Here is a 20,075-nt window from a genome sequence, read left to right on the forward strand (position 1 = left end):
CTCCTTGAGTGAGGCCGCATGCGATCAGGTCTTCATGCGGGTCGAAATTTTGTCTTGTACGGTTGTCTGATAACCTTATATGGTCCGATTGAAAACAGGATAGTGGCGGTTCGAGCGAAAGATTCTCGGTCGCGTGCAGGCATGGCGGGCGCTTTCTGAGAGGCGCGCGAGGAGGGGCAAGCAGCATGACGAGCGCAGGCACGATAGAGGATGCGAAAGGCCCTGCGGAACAGCGCCTGGCGCTACGTCAGATGCTTGGTGAAGATATCGTGCTGAGCGAAACGGAGGAATTGCTCCGTTTCTGCCGCGACTGGCATGGCGACGTAACCAGCGGCACCGTGGCGGTGATTCGCCCGCGCTCGACGCAGCAGGTGGCGGCGGCCGTGAAAGCCTGCCGGGAACTTGGGCTTTCGATCGTGCCGCAGGGCGGCAATACCGGCCTCGTGCTCGGCGCGATCCCCGATGCTCCGGAGAGGCAGGTCGTGCTTTCTCTCTCCCGCATGAACCGCATCCGCAAGATCGATCCGGCCGATTTTTCGGCGGTTGTCGAGTCCGGCTGCATCCTGTCCGAGCTCAAGGACGCGATAGCGAAGATGGGCATGTTCTTTCCGCTTGCGCTCGGCGCGCAGGGAAGCTGTCAGATCGGGGGAAATGTTTCGACGAATGCCGGCGGCGTCAATGTGCTCCGCTACGGCATGACCCGCGAACTGGTGCTGGGCCTTGAAGTGGTCCTCCCGGACGGCAGCATCCTCGAAGGCCTGTCGACGTTGAGAAAGGACAATCGCGGCATCGACCTGAAGCAGCTGTTCATCGGTGCAGAAGGCACGCTCGGCATCATCACCGCCGTCTCCGTCAAGCTGACGCCCTATCCCGACCACGTAGCCACGGCGCTGCTCGGTCTTGCCTCCCTGGAAGATGCCATCAAGCTCTATCGCCGGGCGCGTCGGGACTGCTGCGACCTGATGTCGGCTTTCGAATTCATGCCGCCGCTCGCCTTCACCCTGGCGCAGGAGGCGATGCCCGATCTGCCGATCCCGATCTCGGCGGAATATCCGGCCTATGTGCTGATGGAGATTTCCGGCTCCGGCCTCGTCGATGTCGACGATCTGATGCAGCGCTTCCTTGAAGGTGTGATGGAGGAAGGGCTGGTCCTTGACGGAACGATCGCCGCCTCGCAGACGCAGGCGCGCAATCTTTGGTTGATCCGCGAGGGCATGAACGAAGGTCAGGCGAAACGCGGCACTCATATGCGCACCGATATCTCCGTACCGCTCTCACAGCTGGCCTCCTTCGTAGAGGAGGCGGAAAAGGCAGTCTCCGAGGCGCTTCCGGGCGCCGTCAGCGTTTCCTATGGCCATGTCGGCGACGGCAATGTGCATCTTAACGTCCTGCCGCCGGCCGGCAGTACGCCCGAGGAGCGGATCCAATTGATCTACAGGGCCAAGACGGTCGTGAACGAGGTGCTCGATCGCTATACCGGAAGCATCAGCGCCGAGCACGGCATTGGGCGCTTGAAGCGACCGGATTTCGACGCCAGGCTGCCCGCGACCCGCCGAAAACTGTTGACGGCGCTCAAGCATGCCGTTGACCCGGAAATGATCATGAATCCTGGTTGTCAACTGAGATTCTAAAAGGGAGTGCAATCTTGGCGACAATGGATTTCGGCCAGATCAGCAGGAGCGAGCATTTGCCCGCGCGCATCGCGGCGAAGATCGGCAGGGAGATCACCGAAGGACGTATCGCCCCCGGAGAGAAACTACCGACGGAGCATCTGCTCGCCACGACCTTCGGGGTCAGCCGCTCGGTGGTGCGGGAGGCTATAGCTCAATTGCGAAATGAAGGCCTGGTGGAAACCCGCCAGGGCGTCGGCGCCTTCGCCACGGAAATCGAGCGACGGCAATCGCTCCGGATAGAGCAGGGAGATCTCGCTAATCGCGGAAGTTTCCGTGATTTGTTTCAACTCCGTATTCCGCTTGAGGTGGAGGCGGCTCGACTTGCGGCGATCCATCATACACCGCAGGATTTGGGCAAGATCGACGAGGCGTTGCAGCATATGACCGGCGCGGAAAAATGGACGGAGCAGGGGATCGTCGCCGACCTCGCTTTTCATCGCGCGATTGCGGCGGCCACCCATAACGAATATTTCCTGCTTTTCATCGGATTCATCGCGGAGCGGATCAGCCTGGCGATCAACGCGGCACGCGCCGCTGCAATACTGGAGGAGATCGTCGAAGTCACGATTGCGGAACATGTCTCCATCCGAAATGGCGTGGCGGCGCGAGATCCGGTCAAGGCCGAGGAGGCGATGCGCCATCATCTGAACGGGGCGGCGGCCCGCCTGGACCTGACGATCGAAAGCTTCTCGTCCTGAATTTTCGGGTCGGACGGCGCAGCCTGTGAGGTCTTGGTGGCGTATCAGACTTTACTTACCGACGGCCTAGACATGGCCAAAAAGTCATACTAGAAGCAGGTCATCTCGTTGTCAGACATCCTGACAATAGAGGACCCGTACCTTCGAGGTACGAGATGAGCGGAGGATTTCTCGTGAGTTTCGAACAGGCACTAAGCGCCGAATCAATCCAACCCGCGGATGCATCCAGCGCGATGCTCGTCGGGCGCGTCTGGTCCAAAACCGCCGGCGGACCTTGCCCGGTCCTGATCTCGGAAGGAGAGGTCTTCGACCTGACCCCGCTCGCGGCAACGATTTCCGCGCTTCTTGAGATCGACGGCCTTGTCGACGCTTTGCGCGACCCGTCGCGCTTTGCAAGTCTCGGCTCTCTCGATGCATTCCTCCGTGGCGAGGCGGGCGATCTTCTGGCGCCTGCCGATCTGCAGGCCGTCAAGGCGGCCGGCGTCACCTTTGCGGACAGCATGCTGGAGCGCGTGATCGAGGAGCAGGCCAAGGGCGATCCGCTGCGCGCGCAGGAAATTCGCGGCCGGCTGGCCCCCGTCCTCGGCGACAATCTCAAAGGCCTCGTCGCCGGCTCCGACAAGGCGGCCGAGGTCAAGAAGCTGCTCCAGGAGCTCGGTCTTTGGTCGCAGTACCTCGAAGTGGGCATCGGTCCGGATGCTGAAATCTTCACCAAGGCGCAGCCCATGTCTTCGGTCGGTTGTGGTGCCTATATCGGCATCCATCCCAAATCCGACTGGAACAATCCGGAGCCGGAAGTGGTGCTGGCCGTCACGTCGAAGGGCAAGATCGTCGGTGCGACGCTCGGCAACGACGTCAATCTTCGGGACTTCGAAGGCCGCTCCGCACTGCTTCTCAGCAAGGCGAAGGACAATAATGCGTCATGCTCGATCGGCCCGTTCATCCGGCTCTTCGACGGTGCTTTCACGATCGAGGACGTGAAGCAGGCGGAAGTCTCGCTCGTCGTCGACGGCAAAGAAGGTTTCAGGATGACCGGCATCAGCCCGATGTCGGCGATCAGCCGCAGCCCGGAAGACCTCGTCTCGCAGCTTCTCAACGACAACCACCAGTATCCGGATGGCGTGGTCTTCTTCCTCGGAACGATGTTTGCGCCAGTCAAGGACCGTAGGGGCACCGGGCTCGGCTTCACGCATGAAATTGGAGACCGGGTCGAGATCTCGACGCCGCGCCTCGGACGCCTCGTAAATTGGGTCGATCATAGCGACCGCTGCCCGAAATGGAGCTTCGGCCTCGGCGCTCTGATGAAAAACCTGGCCGAGCGTGGGCTCTTGTAGGCGAAACGGGAGGGATAGATGCAAAAAGCGATCGATACTTTCTACAAACTGCTCGAGCTGCTCTTGATCGTGCTGCTCGCAGGCATGGCCGTGATGGTGTTCCTGAACGTCGTGATGCGCTACGGCTTCAACTCCGGCATCAACGTGTCAGACGAGATGTCGCGGTATTTCTTCGTGTGGCTCACCTTCATCGGTGCGGTTGTCACCTTCCGCGAAAATTCGCATGTCGGGGTCGAGACCTTGGTCACGTTGTTCGGCCGCAAGGGCCGCATCATCTGTATGATCCTCTCCAATATCGTCGTCATCGCCGTCTCGGCGATCTTCTTCTGGGGCACCTGGAAGCAGTCGCCGATCAACGCCTCGATGGCCGCACCGGTCACCGGCATCTCGATGCTGTGGGTCTACGGGATCGGGTTCTTCACCGGAGCGGGCGTGGTCCTGATCGCGCTCGAGCGCCTTTTCCGCTTGCTGACGGGGCGCGTCACGGAAGAAGAAATCGCCGCCTTCGCCGGTGAAAACATGTCTCTCGAGCAGCTGGCGGAGCGCACTTAATGACCCTTGTCGTCTTCATCGTTTCGCTGCTTGGCGCCATGGCAATCGGCGTGCCGGTTGCCTTCTCGCTGATGTTCTGCGGCGTCATACTCATGTGGTACATGGGCATGTTCAATACCCAGATCATCGCTCAAAACATGATCGCGGGCGCCGATACCTTCACGCTCCTCGCCATTCCGTTCTTCATTTTAGCCGGTGAGTTGATGAATGCCGGCGGACTGTCGCGTCGCATCATCGATTTCGCAATCGCCTGTGTCGGTCATATACGCGGCGGCCTCGGCATCGTTGCCATCATGGCGGCCGTGATCATGGCAAGTATCTCGGGTTCGGCGGCAGCCGACACCGCGGCACTTGCGGCAATCCTGATCCCGATGATGGCGAAGGCTGGCTACAACGTTCCCCGGTCCGCGGGCCTTATCGCTGCGGGTGGTATCATCGCCCCCGTAATTCCGCCATCCATGGCCTTCATTGTGTTCGGGGTGGCGGCAAACGTCTCGATTACGCAGCTCTTCATGGCAGGCATCGTGCCCGGCCTCATCATGGGTATTGCCCTTGTCGCAACGTGGCTGCTGGTCGTGCGGAAGGATGATATCCAGCCGCTTCCACGCACGCCGATGAAGGAGCGGGTCGGCGCCACCGGGCGGGCGCTTTGGGCTCTTGGCATGCCGGTGATCATCCTCGGCGGCATCAAGGCCGGTGTCGTGACGCCGACCGAAGCCGCTGTGGTCGCCGCAGTCTATGCACTCTTCGTCGGCATGGTCATTTATCGAGAACTCAAGCCGCGTGACCTGCCGGGTGTCATCCTCCAGGCGGCGAAGACCACCGCTGTGATCATGTTCCTCGTTTGCGCTGCGCTTGTTTCCTCGTGGCTGATAACTGCAGCGAATATACCAGCGGAAATCACCGGCTTCATCTCTCCGCTGATCGACCGCCCGACGCTTCTGATGTTCGTCATCATGCTGGTCGTATTGGTGGTGGGCACAGCACTCGACCTTACGCCCACGATCCTGATCCTGACGCCAGTGCTCATGCCGATTATCAAGCAAGCCGGAATCGATCCTGTCTATTTCGGTGTCCTGTTCATCATGAATACCTGCATAGGGCTGCTGACCCCCCCTGTCGGCGTCGTACTGAACGTCGTCAGCGGCGTCGGCCGGGTTCCGCTTGGGAAGGTAATTGTCGGCGTGACACCATTCCTGGTGGCCCAGATTCTCGTGCTTTTCCTTCTGGTCCTGTTTCCGGACATCGTCATCGTGCCCGCACGCTGGCTGCATTAGAAGGGCTTTAACCCGCAACCCCTCACCAACAAATCCAAGGGAGGATACCCCGTGAGAAAACTGCTTCTTGCCACGACTGCCATCGCTTTCGGTTATTCGGCCGCGGCGCCGGCTTTCGCCGAGTTCAACGACCGCAACATCCGCGTGTCGAACGGCATCAACGAAGACCATCCGGTCGGTAACGGCATCAAGGCGATGCAGGCCTGTCTCGATCAGAAATCCGGTGGCAAGCTAAAGCTCACCGCTTTCTGGGGCGGCGCGCTTGGCGGCGACCTTCAGGCGACGCAGGCCCTGCGCTCCGGCGTACAGGAGGCCGTCGTCACGTCGTCCTCGCCGCTCGTCGGCATCATCCCGGCACTCGGCGTATTCGACCTGCCGTTCCTCTTCGCCAACGCTCAGGAAGCCTACACGGTGCTCGATGGCGATTTCGGCGACATGATGAACGAGAAGCTGGAAGCTGCCGGCCTGGTCAATCTCGCCTATTGGGAAAACGGCTTCCGTAACCTGTCGAACTCGGTTCGTCCGGTCACCAAGTGGGAAGACTTCGAAGGAATGAAGGTTCGCGTGATGCAGAACAACATCTTCCTCGACACCTTCCAGAACCTCGGCGCCAACGCCACTCCGATGGCTTTCGGCGAAGTCTTCTCGGCACTCGAAACCAAGGCGATCGACGCGCAGGAAAACCCCTATGTGACGATCGATACGTCGAAGTTCTTCGAAGTGCAGAAGTACGTGACCGAGACGAACCACGCTTACACGCCCTTCCTCTTCCTGTTCTCGAAGCCGATCTTCGACAGCTATACGCCGGAAGAGCAGGCAGCACTGCGTGAATGCGCAGTCGTCGGTCGCGACGAGGAGCGTAAGGTCATCCAGGACCTCAACAAGAAGTCGCTGGAGAAAATCAAGGAAGCTGGTCTCGAAGTGAACACCCTGTCTGCTGAAGAACAGGCTCGCATCCGCGAGAAGTCCATGGTCGTCTATGAAAAGCACAAGGCTGAGATCGGTGCCGAGGTGGTAGACGCCATTCTCGCCAAGCTGGAAGAGATCCGCAAGTAAACAAAAGAACTGGCTAGGTCACGGAACGTGGCCATGCTCTATGCCTTCCAGGAAGCCCACGGTCGACCGGCCGTGGGCTTTTATCGATTCCGTAGGACGATTGTCTCCTACGGGCGGATCGAGATAGTTTACACAGCGATTCTTCGCTTAAACCTGCAGGCACATGGAAACGTCGCTTTATCTCCCCGTCAAAGGCTTTCTCGAAAAGGCAGGTTACGTCGTCAAGGGCGAGGTTGACGGCTGCGATCTCGTCGGCCTGAGCGACGACGATCCGCCCGTGGTCGTGATCTGCGAGCTGAAGCTGCGCTTCAATCTGGAGCTCATACTGCAGGCCGTAGATCGCGCCGCTGTCGCGGACGAGGTCTGGATCGCGGCGCGAGTTTCGGCCAAGGGAAAGGGTCGGGAGGCCGACAAACGCTACCGCGATCTCTGTCGCAGGCTCGGGGTCGGCATGCTCGGCATTTCCGACGCCGGCGACGTCAGCGTGATCGTCGGCTCCGTGACGCCGATGCCGCGAACCAATCCGAAACGGCGTTCGAAGCTCATGCGCGAACACCGGAGGCGACGCGGCGATCCCGCAATAGGCGGGAGCACACGCGCGCCTGTCATGACGGCGTACCGCCAGCAGGCGCTCGGCTGTGCGCTGGCCCTGACATCAGGCCCGCTGCGCGTGCGTGAAATCAGATCCAGCGTACCGGATGCCGGGAAGATACTGCTTGCGAATGTCTATGGCTGGTTTGAACGGCTCGACAGAGGTGTCTACGGCTTGACGGCGGCTGGACGGGAAGCACTGCAGCGGTGGCCGCAGCAGGATATGCAGGCAAAAACGGCCGTCCCGGCCTGATTGTTGCCGACGCGCTGAAAATAGCGCATGTGGGGTGCTCCATCGCATTATCGGTGGGTATGAGCATGGGGAGGTGTTCATAGGGCAACCGGCGCTTTAGAGTTGACGCACCTTAACGATGGGGATCGGATGACCTCTCAGCTCGACATGTTTGCCCGAGATGTGCGACCAGCAGCCGCGAGAGCCGAGGCAAGCCGTGCCCGGCGGCAGACGTCGACATCCTTCTCCGAAACCGAGATGCTTGCCGCGTTGAAGGCGACGGGTCGCTACAGGATCTTGCGAAAGCTTGAAGCTCGCACGGTCGCATCCGAGGTGAGGCCCGGTTTTCCCCTGAGGGGCGTCATCCTCGACACTGAGACGACCGGGCTCGATGCCCGTAAATGCGAGATCATCGAGATCGGGCTTGTCTCGTTCACCTACAACGAGGAGGGCGAGATCGGCGATGTGGTAGCTGTTTATGGCGGTTTGCAGCAGCCGACAATTGCCATTCCACCCGACATCACCCGGTTGACGGGTATCACCGATGCCATGGTCGCCGGCCAGTCAATCGATATTGCTGCAGTCCAAGCAATCGTTGGGCCTGCGGATCTCATCATCGCCCACAATGCCGGCTTCGATCGGCCGTTTTGCGAAGCGTTTTCGGATGTGTTTGTCCGCAAGGCCTGGGCGTGCTCCGTCTCCGAAATCGATTGGAGTGGCCGCGGCTTTGAAGGCACGAAGCTCGGCTATCTGATCGGTCAGAGCGGATATTTCCACGACGGGCATCGGGCTGTAGATGACTGCTTTGCTCTCCTCGGGGTCCTGGAACAGTCCAGTGGTGGCGCCGCACTGCCGCCGTTCGCCGAACTTTACAAAGCGAGCCAGCGTTCACGGGTGAGGATTTTCGCGGAGAATGCGCCGTTCGACCTGAAGGACGTGCTGAAGGCTCGCGGGTACCGCTGGTCCGATGGCAGCGACGGCCGCCCAAAATCCTGGTGGATAGAGGTCGCCGAGGAGGAGCTCGAGGCTGAACTCGGCTTCCTTCGGAAGGAGATCTATCGCTGGGACGAGGCAGATCCTCCGACGCAGCGGCTGACGGCTTTCGACAGATACAGAGCGCGAAGATAGTTTACCATCGCGGTCCAGCGTGCCCAATCGATTCGGTGGGGCGGAGGATCCCGGCGCAAAACGATCCTAGAGCATTTCCGCTTTTCTCCGAATTGCGGAAACGCTCTACCCCTTTGTTTTGCCGCAACTCCGGATGGAAAACCGCTGCGCACTTTTCCTGGAATTGCTCTACCCCGAGCGAAGACCATAAAGCCTTGCAATATCTTCCCGCATGAATGGGACCCGATCTTTGTCGACCTGTTCCTGATAGGTCCGGGCATATTGATGGCCGGAATAGACGGCGGCGGCGATCAGGCCTGGCGCGAGGCAGTCGCCGAGGCGGGTGATGGTCTTGATGCCGGCATCGGCCCACTCGGCTTCGCGTGCTTTGAGTTCCAGCCACAGCGTTTCGTCCGGCAGGCGGGCGGTGACCGGGACGAGAGTGGCGCAATCAACCGGGCGGGACCTGCCGCTGTAGACGCAGGATAGTTCCAGCTGGTCTTTCGTTCGACCGGCGAGCGCCATGGCCGTGACGATCTCGACGCAGAGACCGATGAGGCGCTTCTGGATACGTGCCTGCTCCAGCGTGTTCCTGCTCCAGGGCGAGACCTGGGATTCGGGCGTTACGAAGGTAACCGTGCGCCCCCTCCTGGCGAGCAGTTCGGCGAGCACGCTGCCCATGTAGAAGCAATCGTCGTCGAAGACGACGACGGGACCGTCCGACGGCACTGCCTCGGCGCCCTCGGAAAGAATGGCGTCGGGAGAGACGAGGATGCCTTCCGACAGAAAATCGAGCGCCATCCGGTGGGTGCGGCCAACGCCGTCCGTCCGCCAGCTCGCTCCGGTCGCGATCGCCACATGGGGGATGCCGTATTGCAATATGTCGGCGGCCGAAAGCGGACTGTGCAGGTAAAGCTCTGCATTGACGCGGGTGCTGAGTTGGCCGATGCGCCAGTCGCGCACGCGGCCCCAGGTCGCAAGACCGGGTAAGCGACATTCGCGCGCAACGCGACCGCCCCATTCGCCGCCGCCTTCCGCCAGCATGACATCGACGCCGCGCTGGGCAAGCGCCCGTGCCGCTTCCAGGCCCGCCGGTCCGCCACCGATAATGAGGGCGGGTTCGGGAGCTTCGGATCTTGCGATGGTCTCCGGATGCCAGCCCTTGCGCCATTCCTCGCCAACTGTCGGGTTCTGCGTGCAGCGCATCGGTACGTTGGTATTGTCGCCGGAGGTGCAGATGTTGCAGCCGATGCATTCGCGGATGTCATCGATGCGCCCTTCCTCGATCTTCTTCGGCAGGAAGGGATCGGCGATCGACGGGCGCGCGGCTCCGATGAAGTCCAAAATGCCCTGTTTTACAACCCGTACCATGCTGTCCGGCGACGTATAGCGGCCGACGCCGACCACCGGCTTGGTCGTGACGGATTTGACGAAGCGGATATAGGGCTCCTGGTAGCCTTCTTCGGAGAAACGAGCCGTCTGGCTATCGTTCGACCAGTCGGAGAGATTGACGTCCCAAAGGTCCGGAAGTTCGCCGAGCGCCGAAATGATGTCCTTCCCTTCCCCCTCGCAGGTGATCCCGGACGGACCCATCAGCTCGTCCACCGCGAGGCGCACCGCCAGCGCACAGGTGTCGCCGATCGCCTCGCGCACATCATCCAGAATCTCTCGGAACAGGCGGAGCCGGTTTTCGAAGGAGCCGCCATATTCGTCGCTGCGGTCGTTATGGCGGCGGGACAGGAAGTGCTGCAACACGCTCATGTCGTGGCCGGCATAGAGATAGACGACGTCGAAGCCGGCCTTTTTGGCGCGCAGCGCGGCATTGCGATACCAGCGGCGCATGTCGGTGATGTCTGCCTTGTCCATTGCGCGCGCCTGGACAGGATCGAGGCTGTCGCTGACGGCGTGCGAGGGAGCGAGCGGGATCATCCGGCTGAAACGGTTGGCGACGTGCAGGCCGTTGTGCACAAGCTGGATGGCCGCGAGGCTGCCATGGGCGTGGATACGTTCCGTAACGGCGGAAAGGGCCGGCAGATCGCCGTCGTCCCAAAGACGGGCTTCGTTGGCTGGCGTCAGGTCCGATGTCGGGTGGATTTCCGCCTCCTGGGTGGAAACGACGGCCCAACCGCCTTCAGCCTTCATGCCGCGCAGATGGGCTTCCGCATTGGGATAGCGGTAGCCCATGCCGGAACAGTGGGGCACCTGATAGAAACGGTTGCGCGCCGTCACGGGGCCGATCTTGACGGGTTCGAATAGAATATCGAAGCGGGAGTCTCGGGACATTTCCTGCCATCCTGAAGGGAGCTGTGGTCCGCCGCGCCGGAGCGCGGCGGTTGGGGCGGCCGCCAAAATATCGGGAACCTTCCGTCAGGCAAGAGATTTGTTATACGAGTGTATAATATTATGCTGCGGCGAAGTTTTTGATCCGGTCCGCGGTTCGCATCCCTTCATCGACGTGGCCCAACACACCAGCGGCGAACTTCTTCGGCGCCCGCCTTTGCCGCCGCGAGCGCCTTGGCCCTAAAACTCCTTCATGTTTCACCGCGTGGGTTGCGCCACCAAATCGTGAAGCTGCCGGCCGAGTACGCCGTCGGTGTCGGCAAGGTCCAGGACGATGCTCATGTGGTTGAGATCGGGAACCGGGAGCAGTTCGGCACTTTTGTCCTGGGCACGCAGCAGCTCACATAGCCCGGCCGCCTGATTCTGGAATGGCGCCGTCTCGTCCGCCCCATAAGCGATGATGCGCAACGGGCAGGGGAGCTGCGAGCTGGTAAGAGGCGACCATGCGGCCGCTTCCATCGGTGTCATCTCCGCTTCGTGTCGCAGGAAGCTGTCCGGTATTCCCGACAGGTCGTAGATTCCGCTTAGGAGCAGCAAGCCTTGGAGCGTCGGCAGGGAGGGCGGGTAGGCTTCCTCGGGCCCGGTCGCGGCAAGGAAGGAAGCAAGATGCGCGCCTGCCGAATGACCGCTGACGGTCAGTCGCGCAGGATCCGCGCCGAAATCCCCCGCGTGGGCTTGAAGCCAGAGCACCGATCGTCGAACCTGATCCACCAGCACGTCCAGGCGTTTGCCAGGCATCAGGTCGTATTCGACCAAGGCCGCAATGCCGCCCGCCGCAAGAACCGGTGCAGCGACGAAACGATAGTTGATCTTTTCGCCGGAGCGCCAATATCCGCCGTGAACGAACACATGCAGGGGCGCGCCGGCCTGCACGCGCTCCGGTAAGATGAGATCGATGACCTCCCGCACGCCCGAGCCGTACCGTATGTCTGCCCGAACGTCGGCGCGCGCCGAAAGGGCCCAGCTGCGTTCGGCGAACTCTGCGGCGATCGTGTCGAAATCGGGCACGAAGTCGCGAATGCGGTAGAGGTCCTGTGCTGTCATCGTCTGCTCCGCCGATCAATAATCAACTGCGAAATATTTCGGCTCCATGAATTCCAGGATGCCCGTCACGCCGCCTTCGCGGCCAAGGCCGCTCTGTTTGACGCCGCCGAAGGGAGCGGCGGGGTCTGACATCAGGCCCCTGTTGATGCCGAGCATGCCGGTTTCGATGCGCTTGCCGACCTTCATCGCACGTTTGAGATCGCGGCTGTAGATGTACGCGGCGAGGCCATACTCCGTATTGTTTGCGAGGCGGATCGCCTCGTCGTCGCTTTCGAACTTGTAGACAGGCGCGACCGGTCCGAAGATTTCCTCACGTGCGATCGACGCGTTTACGGGGACGTTTTCGAGTACCGTCGGCGGATAGAAGTACCCGTTTTCCGTGAGCGGTTTGCCGCCGGTCGTTGCCCGCGCACCCGCGGCGAGTGCCTCTGAGACGAGCCGGTCGATCTTGCGGACGGCGTTTTGCGTAATCATGGGTCCACATTGCGTCTCGGGATCGTAGCCGGGGCCGATCTTCAGTGACTTCATCCGCGCCGTGAGGCCGGCGACAAACGCATCATGGATGCCCGCCTGGACATAGAAACGATTGGCGGCAGTGCAGGCTTCTCCAGCGTTTCGCATCTTGGCGATCATCGCACCGTCGAGTGCCGCCTCGAGGTGCGCGTCGTCGAACACGATGAAGGGCGCGTTGCCGCCGAGCTCCATCGAGCAGCTGACGACCGACTTGGCGGCTTCGGCAAGTAGAACGCGGCCAACGCCGGTCGAGCCGGTGAATGAAAGCTTTCGAACGCGCGGATCGGCGAGCATCGCATTCGTTATTCCGCCTGGATTGCTTGTGGTCAGCACGTTGACGACGCCAGGCGGGACGCCCGCCTCTTCCCCGAGACGGGCCGTGGCATAGGCTGTCAACGGCGTCTCCGAGGCAGGTTTCAGGATCACCGTGCAGCCGGCGGCAAGGGCGGGCCCGATCTTGCGCGTCGCCATAGCGGCCGGGAAATTCCAGGGCGTGATCAGGACGGCAATGCCGATCGGCTCATGGTCAACGAGGATATTGTGCGACCCGGAGGGAGTGTGCCGGAATTCGCCCGGAATGCGGGTCGCCTCTTCAGCGTACCAGCGGAAGAATTCGGCGGCATAAGCGACTTCGCCGCGTGCGTCGGCCAGGGCCTTGCCGTTTTCCAGTGCGATGAGCGTTGCAAGCTCCTCGGCGTGCTGTGTCATCAGCTGATACCAGCGTCGCAGGATTTCCGAGCGCTGGCGAGCTGGAGTGGCGCGCCACCCGGCCGCAGCGGCATCCGCGGCATCGACTGCGCGCTGTGCGTCCTCGATGGCGGCGTCGGCGACCTCGGCCAGCAGATTACCGGTCGAAGGGTCGAGAACGGTTATTCCGCTGCCGCTTTGCCATTTGCCGCCAATGTAGAGGCCCGCGGCATGCAGGGCAGGATCGGCGTAGCCGGAAAACTTGGCATGAAACGTCATGGAGGGTCCTTTCGACTCAGTTCAGGCGGGAGCGGTCGCCGCAATGGGCGGCGGCGACGAGATTGCGCATCTCGTGCGGGTTCAGGGGGCGGGGATTGTTCTGGATGAGGCGTGCGATACCCGAGCTTTGTTCCGCCACCCAGTCGATCCGGTCTTCCTCGAGGCCGAGGTCCCGCAGCGTGGCGGGAATGCCAATGCGTTCGAAGAGCGAAACGAGGGCAGGGATCACCTCATCCGGTCCGCCGAGCCCGGCCGCATGCGCGATCTGCGCGAGTTCGCCGCGGATGAGCGGCTCATTCCAAGTCATGACATAGGGCATGAGACAGGCGACCCCGAGGCCATGCGCGGTATGGGTGAGCGCGCCGACAGGGTACTGGATGGCGTGGGCCGCGGCAGTGCCCGCCACCCCGAAAGCAAGACCGGCGAGCGTTGCGCCGAGCATCACCTTTTCGCGCGCGCTGGCGTCGGTGCCGTCCTTGCAGGCCCTCTCCAGCCCCTGCCACAGGAGGGTAATGGCGCTAAGGGCAAAGTGATCGGAAAGCTCGTTCTTGCCGACGAAGACGCGCTGCTGCGCGATGCCGGGGACGGGCTCGCGCCGGATCGCCGTGAAGGCTTCGATCGCATGCGTCAGGGCGTCCGCGCCGGCGATCGCAGTCAGGCCGGATGGGCAGGAGAGCGTGAGTTCGGGGTCGCAGATCGATACCGCCGGAATCAGGTGCGGACTTGAAATGCCAACTTTCAGGCTACGCTCGGCATCCGAAAGCACGGCGACGGGCGTCACCTCCGAGCCGGTGCCGGCGGTGGTGGGAATGGCGATCAATGGCATCACGGGCCCCGGCACGGCATATTCGCCGTAATAGTCCTGTGGCCGCCCGCCGTGGGTAAGGAGGAGGGCGACGCATTTCGCCATGTCGAGACAGGACCCGCCACCGATGCCGATGACGAGGTCCGGCGCAAAGCCTCTGGCCGCTGCAGCGCTCACGATAGCCGATTCCACCGGGACGTCCGGCAGGGTGGAGCTGTCCACTATCACCTCAAGCCCTGCCTCTTCGAGTCGCCGCACCAGTGCAAGCAAGTCGGCATCCACGGCAAGGCGCGTATCCGTGACGATCAGCGCGCGCTGGCCGAGCTTGGCGGCGATGCCGCCAAGGGCATGGCGCTGCCCGGCGCCGAAAAGCAGTTCGCGCGGCGCCCTCAGTGTGCCGAATAGGTTCATTCCGTATGTCCTCCGATGAGTTCAGGCGGCCTCGAGAGCCGTAAGGTGGTCGAAAAGCGGCTGCGGCAGCTCGATGCCCGTCTTCGCTGCTGCAGCGCGTCGTGCTCGTGCCCCATCTCCCGGAATGGCGACTGGTTGCGTAGGGTCGAGCGGGCGGGATAGGCGCAGGCGATCGAGATAAGCGGCAAGTGCCGGTATGCTACCCGCGCCCGCCGACGGATCGATCAGAATGAGAAGGTCGCCTTTATTGGCGGGATGAATGTCGTCGAGCGTTCCATTTACATCAGGCGCAAGGTTGGATCCGGCAAGCGCCGCGACAAGAAGCTCGATCGCAAGGCCCAGACCATATCCCTTGGCGTCGCCGAAGGGCGCGATCGCCCCTGCCTGTGCCGCGTGCGGATCGGTTGTCGCGCGACCGTCTCGGTCCACTGCCCAGCCGGGCGGGATCGCCAGACCACGCATCGCATGGTTGTTGATCTTGCCCATGGAAACGATGCTGGTTGCGAGATCCAGCACGAAAGGGTGGCCAGCCGCAGGGATGCCGATCGCGACCGGATTGGTGCCGATCAGGGCCTGCGTTCCGCCGAATGGGTGCACGAGCGCTTCGCTGGTCGACATGACAATGCCGATCAGGCCGTCTCTTGCGGCGGCTTCCGCATAATAGGCAAGCATTCCCATGTGATTGGCGTTGCGGATCGCGGCAATGGCGAGCCCTGTCTCCTTAAGGATCCTTCGCGTGACGCGCATGGCGTCCATCATGACGACTGGGCCAAGACCGCGTTCGCCGTCGACGCTCAGAAATGAGGCTCTTCGCCAGGTTCCGTTTCCACGGGTCGTGGGGTTCGCGAGTCCTTTATCCAGCCGGGAAAGAAGCAACGGCAGCCGTTGCAGGCCGTGGGAGGGCAATCCGCGCAGCTCGGCCTCCAAGAGGAGATTTGCCTGAAGACGAGCGGAGTCGGCAGGAACACCCCGCTTTTCGAGCAGAGCGACGCTCAAATTCCTCAGGCGGGCGGGCGGCAGCCTCATTTCCTAATCCTATATCAGATCATATACGATATTGTATTTGACATGCGATATGTTATTTGCAACAAAACGTCGTATGTCAATAAGCAGTCGGAGAATGGTAGTGGCAATTGCAGCGGAGCGGGCAAGCAGGGGGGCTGGTATTCGCCCGACGAGTGTGGTCGAAGGCGTCTACGACAGCATCTATCACCGGCTGATGTCGCTCGATATTGCGCCTGGTGCACGCATTCCGATCGATGTCCTCGCTCGCGAACTCGGCGTTTCGCAGACGCCGATCCGCGAGGCCCTGAGCCGGCTGGAACGCGAGGGCCTCGTTCGCAAAGAGCACCTGATCGGCTATAGTGCAGCCCCGCAATGGACGCGCAAGCAGTTCGAAGACCTCTATGCCTTTCGCCTGCTGATCGAACCCGAAGCTGCCCGGCTTGCCGCCGCCAATATGACTCCGGAGGCGCTCCAGCAGCTCGAGAATTCCGCCGCCGACATGGGCCACGGCGAGGCGCCGGTCGATCGTAACACACGCTACTCCCGCTTTGCCCGCGCCGATGCGCAGTTCCATGACGAGATCCTGAAAATCGCCGGAAACGACGTGATCCGCAGCACTCTGTCGAACCAGCATGTCCATCTGCACATCTTCCGGCTGATGTTCCATATCCGGGTGACTCAGGAGGCGCTCGAAGAGCATGAGAGCCTGCTGGCTGCCTTCCGGTCGCGCGATCCGCAGGCCGCACACGATGCCATGCGCGTCCACATCGAGCGCTCGCGCGACCGCTTGCTTTCGGCTTTCGAATGAACGCGGCTCTGCCTTCCAATGCGGTCGCGCCGCCGCCAAACCGTGCTGTTGCCGCACTCGCGGCAGAGGGCCTTGGCAAAGCCTACGGCCCGATTACCGTCCTTTCGGACGTCACGCTTGAGGTTCATGCTGGAGAGGTTCACGCCATTATCGGTGAGAACGGCGCCGGAAAATCGACGCTGATGAAGCTCCTTTCCGGCCATGTCGTCCCAACGGCCGGCCACTTGCTCCTGGAGGGCAAGTCGGTCGAGTTCCGAAATGCGGTGGAGGCGGAGAACGCCGGCATCGTACTCGTGCACCAGGAAATCCTGCTCGCTTCGGACCTCACCGTTGCGGAAAACCTGTATTTGGGTCGCGAGGTCGGCCGCGGTCTGCTGGTCAATGACAAGGCGATGAACAGTCGTGCCGCCGAACTCCTCGCACGGGTCGGTTCAGCGGCGCGGCCGCGCGACCGTGTGGGTGAGCTGCCGCTCGCCCAGCGCCAGCTCGTGCAGATCGCGCGTGCCCTTCTCGATGAGCGAAAGGTCATCATCTTCGACGAGCCTACTGCGGTTCTCGCAAACGACGAAGTGGCGGCGCTGCTCGACATCGTTCGCAGCTTGCGCGATCACGGGGTTGCGGTGCTCTACATCTCCCATCGTCTCGATGAGGTTCAGGCTCTTGCCGACCGGATCACCGTGCTTCGTGACGGCCGCATGATCGGAACCTGGCCCGCGGCAGGCCTCGGCCAGCGGGAAATGGCGGAACTGATGGTCGGGCGAGAGCTGGACATGCTCTATCCGCATAAGCGGTCAGCCACGACCGCTGCTCCGATCCTGTCAGTCACCAACCTTGCCGTCGACCACGGCTCGCAGACCGTCTCCTTTAGCGTCAGCCCCGGCGAAGTGCTGGGTATCGGCGGCATGGTCGGGGCGGGTCGTACCGAACTGATCGAGGGCCTGATGGGCCTTCGTCCGTCAGAGGCTGAAAGCATCGTCCTGAACGGCCGGGAGATCGGGAGCCGCTCCGTCCGTACCCTAATGGACGCCGGACTGGTTTACCTGACCGAGGACCGCAAGGGCAAAGGCCTGCTCCTGGAGGAGAAGCTCGGTCCTAACCTCACCCTGCAGGCGCTGGATACGATCAATCCGGGTGTTTTTCTGGACAAGCAAGGTGAGCTTTCCCGCCTTCGAAAGGCGGTGGCTGATTACGACATTCGCGTGCGCTCGATGCGCCTTGAAGCCAGCCAGCTTTCGGGCGGGAACCAGCAGAAGCTACTTCTTGCCAAGGTCATGATGGCCGATCCGTCGGTGATCATCATCGACGAGCCGACGCGCGGGATCGATATCGGCAACAAGAGCCAGATCTATGACTTCATCGACGGGATGGTGCGCGCCGGCAAGGCCTGCATCGTCATCTCGTCGGAAATGCCGGAACTCGTAGGTCTTGCCGACCGTGTGCTGGTGATGCGTGCCGGGAGGATCGTCGCTGAGCTACGCGGCGATGAAATCAATGAGGAAAATGTCGTCTACGCCGCCACGACCGGTGGGTGCGCGGACGTCGGGGAGGAGAAACATGACCGTAGCGACAGCAACACTCGCACCAACTAACGAAGGCGCGCGCATCCGTTGGGCCGATCTGGCGCCTTTCATCGCCCTTGCGGTGATCGTACTGTTCGGGGCGCTGGTGAACCCCAATTTCGTGTCGTCGGCCAATCTGATCAACGTCATCACGCGGAGCGCCTTCATTGCGATTATCGCCGTCGGGGCGACCTTCGTGATCTCGTCCGGCGGGCTCGACCTGTCGGTGGGTTCGATGATGGCCTTCGTCACCGGTATCATGATCATGGCGATGAACCATCTCGCCCCGGCCTTTGGAGCCTGGGCGATTCCGATGGGAGCGGGCGTGGCGCTGCTGGTCGGAGCGCTATGCGGCCTCTTCAACGGGCTTATCGTGACCGTCGGGCGAATAGAGCCCTTCATCGTCACGCTGGGCACGATGGGCATTTTCCGCGCCTTCATCACCTTCATGACCGACGGCGGCTCGCTGCCCATCGATCGCAGCCTCCGGGAAGCCTATAGACCGGTCTATTTCGGCAGCTTCTTCGGTATTCCATATCCGGTGCTCATCACCTTCGTGGTGGTCATGGCTGGCGCCTTCCTGCTCTACAAGACCAAGTATGGCCGCCGCTTGAAGTCGGCAGGATCCAATGTGGAGGTCGCGCGCTTTTCGGGCGTCAACGTCGCCGGCGTGCGCACCGGCGCCTACGTGATCCAGGGCTTCTGCGTCGCCGTCGCTGCGATTTGCTATGTGCCCCGCCTCGGCGCGGCGACGCCAACGACCGGCCAGCTCTGGGAGCTGCAGGTCATCACCGCGGTTGTGATCGGGGGCACGCTGCTCCGCGGCGGGCGCGGACGCATTGGCGGCACGGTGGCCGGCGCCCTCATCCTCGAGGTGATCGCCAACGTCATGGTTCTGTCGGACTTGGTCTCGGAATACCTCGTCGCCGCCGTTCAGGGAGCGATCATCATCATCGCCATGCTGGCGCACCGCTTTACTGCCAACCGCTGAAAACAGCACCGACTTCGAAGGAGGAGAAAATGAAGTCTATTATCCGCAAGGCTGGACTCTTGTTATCGACGGCTACCCTGGTCCTGGCTCAGCCACTGGGCACCGCTCAGGCCCAGGAGAAGAGGATTGTCGCCGTGTCGATTCCGGCCGCAACGCATGGATGGACGGGAGGAGTCGTCTACCATGCGGAACAGGCTGAGAAAGAGGTCGAGGCCGCGTTTCCGAATGTAGACGTCGTGCTGTCGACCGCGTCATCGGCGACCGCTCAGGTCTCCGCGCTTGAAGACCTGTCGGCGACCCGGAAGCTCGACGCGCTGGTCATTCTGCCGTTTACGTCGGAGGAACTGACAGGACCGGTCGAGCAGATCAAGAAAAACGGCACCTTCATTTCCGTGGTCGACCGTGGCCTCACCGACCCGACCATCCAGGACCTCTATGTCGCTGGCGACAACATCGCCGTGGGTGCCAATACCGCGCGCTGGCTTTCCGACAAACTTGGCGGGGAAGGCGAGATCGTCGTCTTGCGCGGCATCCCGACCGTGATCGACGACGAACGCATCAAAGGCTTCTCGGACGTCATCGACAAGACGAACATCAAGATCCTCGATATCCAATACGCCAACTGGAACCAGGACGAAGCCTTCAAGCTCATGCAGGACTATCTTGCAAAGTACCCGAAGATCGACGCCGTCTGGGCCAACGATGACGACATGTTGCTCGGCGTTATCGAGGCCGTCGACCGTGCGGGCCGCAAGGACATCAAATATGCGCTCGGGGGCAACGGCATGAAGCAAGTCATCGAAATGGTGAAGGAAGGCAACGAGCGCACACCGGTCTCGACACCCTATCCGCCGTCGATGATCAAGTCGGCCATCTATATGACAGCGGCACAATTCGCTGGTCAGGCGCCTATGCGCGGTTCGTTCCTGCTCGGTGCACCGCTTATCACTCCGGAGAACGCCGACCAGTTCTACTTCCCCGATTCCCCATTCTGAGTCTCACCCGGCCCAATGGCCGAGCATCGATCAAACACGAGAGCGGGGTGAGGAAAAATATGTGAGGTTTCCACCCGCATTCCGCGTCTCAACTTATCTAAGGCAACAGGAGATATGA

Annotated in this window: 17 protein-coding genes; 12 read left to right on the forward strand and 5 right to left on the reverse strand. The window is 61.7% G+C overall.

Annotated elements, in window-relative coordinates:
- Window positions 1–185 precede the first annotated feature (185 nt).
- From PZL22_RS28875 to PZL22_RS28910, 8 genes are all read left to right on the forward strand, one after another.
- Window positions 186–1,631 (forward strand): FAD-binding oxidoreductase, encoded by a 1,446-nt coding sequence (locus tag PZL22_RS28875; RefSeq protein WP_127641160.1) that lies wholly within the window; start codon window positions 186–188, stop codon window positions 1,629–1,631.
- A 14-nt stretch (window positions 1,632–1,645) separates the two neighbouring features.
- A complete protein-coding gene (locus PZL22_RS28880; protein ID WP_284718727.1) occupies window positions 1,646–2,371 on the forward strand; it encodes a FadR/GntR family transcriptional regulator in 726 nt (241 codons plus the stop codon).
- 155 nt (window positions 2,372–2,526) lie between these two features.
- Window positions 2,527–3,705 (forward strand): fumarylacetoacetate hydrolase family protein, encoded by a 1,179-nt coding sequence (locus tag PZL22_RS28885; RefSeq protein WP_013845084.1) that lies wholly within the window; start codon window positions 2,527–2,529, stop codon window positions 3,703–3,705.
- Window positions 3,706–3,723: 18 nt separating this feature from the next.
- Window positions 3,724–4,257: a TRAP transporter small permease gene (locus PZL22_RS28890; RefSeq protein ID WP_003535253.1), complete on the forward strand. Its 534-nt coding sequence runs from the start codon at window positions 3,724–3,726 to the stop codon at window positions 4,255–4,257.
- Window positions 4,257–5,534 (forward strand): TRAP transporter large permease, encoded by a 1,278-nt coding sequence (locus PZL22_RS28895; RefSeq protein WP_013845083.1) that lies wholly within the window; start codon window positions 4,257–4,259, stop codon window positions 5,532–5,534. Before PZL22_RS28890 ends, PZL22_RS28895 begins: the two co-directional genes overlap by 1 nt.
- A 51-nt stretch (window positions 5,535–5,585) precedes the next feature.
- Entirely contained in the window at window positions 5,586–6,590 is a 1,005-nt protein-coding gene (locus PZL22_RS28900) for a TRAP transporter substrate-binding protein (protein WP_013845082.1), read from the forward strand.
- Between the two features lie 163 nt (window positions 6,591–6,753).
- A complete protein-coding gene (locus tag PZL22_RS28905; protein ID WP_010967136.1) occupies window positions 6,754–7,434 on the forward strand; it encodes a DUF2161 domain-containing phosphodiesterase in 681 nt (226 codons plus the stop codon).
- A 129-nt stretch (window positions 7,435–7,563) separates the two neighbouring features.
- Window positions 7,564–8,541 (forward strand): 3'-5' exonuclease, encoded by a 978-nt coding sequence (locus PZL22_RS28910; RefSeq protein ID WP_010967137.1) that lies wholly within the window; start codon window positions 7,564–7,566, stop codon window positions 8,539–8,541.
- A 168-nt stretch (window positions 8,542–8,709) separates the two neighbouring features.
- Here the strand turns inward: PZL22_RS28910 and PZL22_RS28915 are convergent, their stop codons facing one another.
- The 5 genes from PZL22_RS28915 to PZL22_RS28935 form a co-directional block, all read right to left on the reverse strand.
- Window positions 8,710–10,803, reverse strand: a complete 2,094-nt coding sequence (locus tag PZL22_RS28915; RefSeq protein WP_284718728.1) for an oxidoreductase — start codon at window positions 10,801–10,803, stop codon at window positions 8,710–8,712.
- 255 nt (window positions 10,804–11,058) lie between these two features.
- Window positions 11,059–11,904, reverse strand: a complete 846-nt coding sequence (locus PZL22_RS28920) for an alpha/beta hydrolase (RefSeq protein ID WP_013845080.1) — start codon at window positions 11,902–11,904, stop codon at window positions 11,059–11,061.
- 15 nt (window positions 11,905–11,919) lie between these two features.
- Window positions 11,920–13,383 (reverse strand): NAD-dependent succinate-semialdehyde dehydrogenase, encoded by a 1,464-nt coding sequence (locus tag PZL22_RS28925; RefSeq protein ID WP_127700920.1) that lies wholly within the window; start codon window positions 13,381–13,383, stop codon window positions 11,920–11,922.
- Between the two features lie 16 nt (window positions 13,384–13,399).
- Window positions 13,400–14,599: an iron-containing alcohol dehydrogenase gene (locus tag PZL22_RS28930; RefSeq protein WP_095918716.1), complete on the reverse strand. Its 1,200-nt coding sequence runs from the start codon at window positions 14,597–14,599 to the stop codon at window positions 13,400–13,402.
- Window positions 14,600–14,620: 21 nt separating this feature from the next.
- Window positions 14,621–15,625, reverse strand: a complete 1,005-nt coding sequence (locus PZL22_RS28935; RefSeq protein ID WP_010967142.1) for an Ldh family oxidoreductase — start codon at window positions 15,623–15,625, stop codon at window positions 14,621–14,623.
- Window positions 15,626–15,719: 94 nt separating this feature from the next.
- Here PZL22_RS28935 and PZL22_RS28940 point away from each other — a divergent pair, with 94 nt between their 5' ends.
- Genes PZL22_RS28940 through PZL22_RS28955 form a run of 4 tightly spaced genes read left to right on the forward strand, consistent with a single transcriptional unit; the run spans window position 15,720 to window position 19,957 of the window.
- On the forward strand, window positions 15,720–16,412 hold the full coding sequence (locus PZL22_RS28940; RefSeq protein ID WP_127635035.1) for a GntR family transcriptional regulator: 693 nt from the start codon (window positions 15,720–15,722) through the stop codon (window positions 16,410–16,412).
- Window positions 16,409–18,001: a sugar ABC transporter ATP-binding protein gene (locus tag PZL22_RS28945; protein ID WP_014528236.1), complete on the forward strand. Its 1,593-nt coding sequence runs from the start codon at window positions 16,409–16,411 to the stop codon at window positions 17,999–18,001. Before PZL22_RS28940 ends, PZL22_RS28945 begins: the two co-directional genes overlap by 4 nt.
- Window positions 17,967–18,962, forward strand: coding sequence for an ABC transporter permease (locus tag PZL22_RS28950; RefSeq protein ID WP_010967145.1), 996 nt, complete (start codon window positions 17,967–17,969; stop codon window positions 18,960–18,962). Before PZL22_RS28945 ends, PZL22_RS28950 begins: the two co-directional genes overlap by 35 nt.
- Before the next feature lie 29 nt (window positions 18,963–18,991).
- A complete protein-coding gene (locus PZL22_RS28955) occupies window positions 18,992–19,957 on the forward strand; it encodes a substrate-binding domain-containing protein (protein WP_013845074.1) in 966 nt (321 codons plus the stop codon).
- Window positions 19,958–20,075: the final 118 nt, after the last annotated feature.

The organism is Ensifer meliloti (assembly GCF_030064585.1).
GTDB classification, from domain to species: Bacteria; Pseudomonadota; Alphaproteobacteria; order Rhizobiales; family Rhizobiaceae; genus Sinorhizobium; species Sinorhizobium meliloti.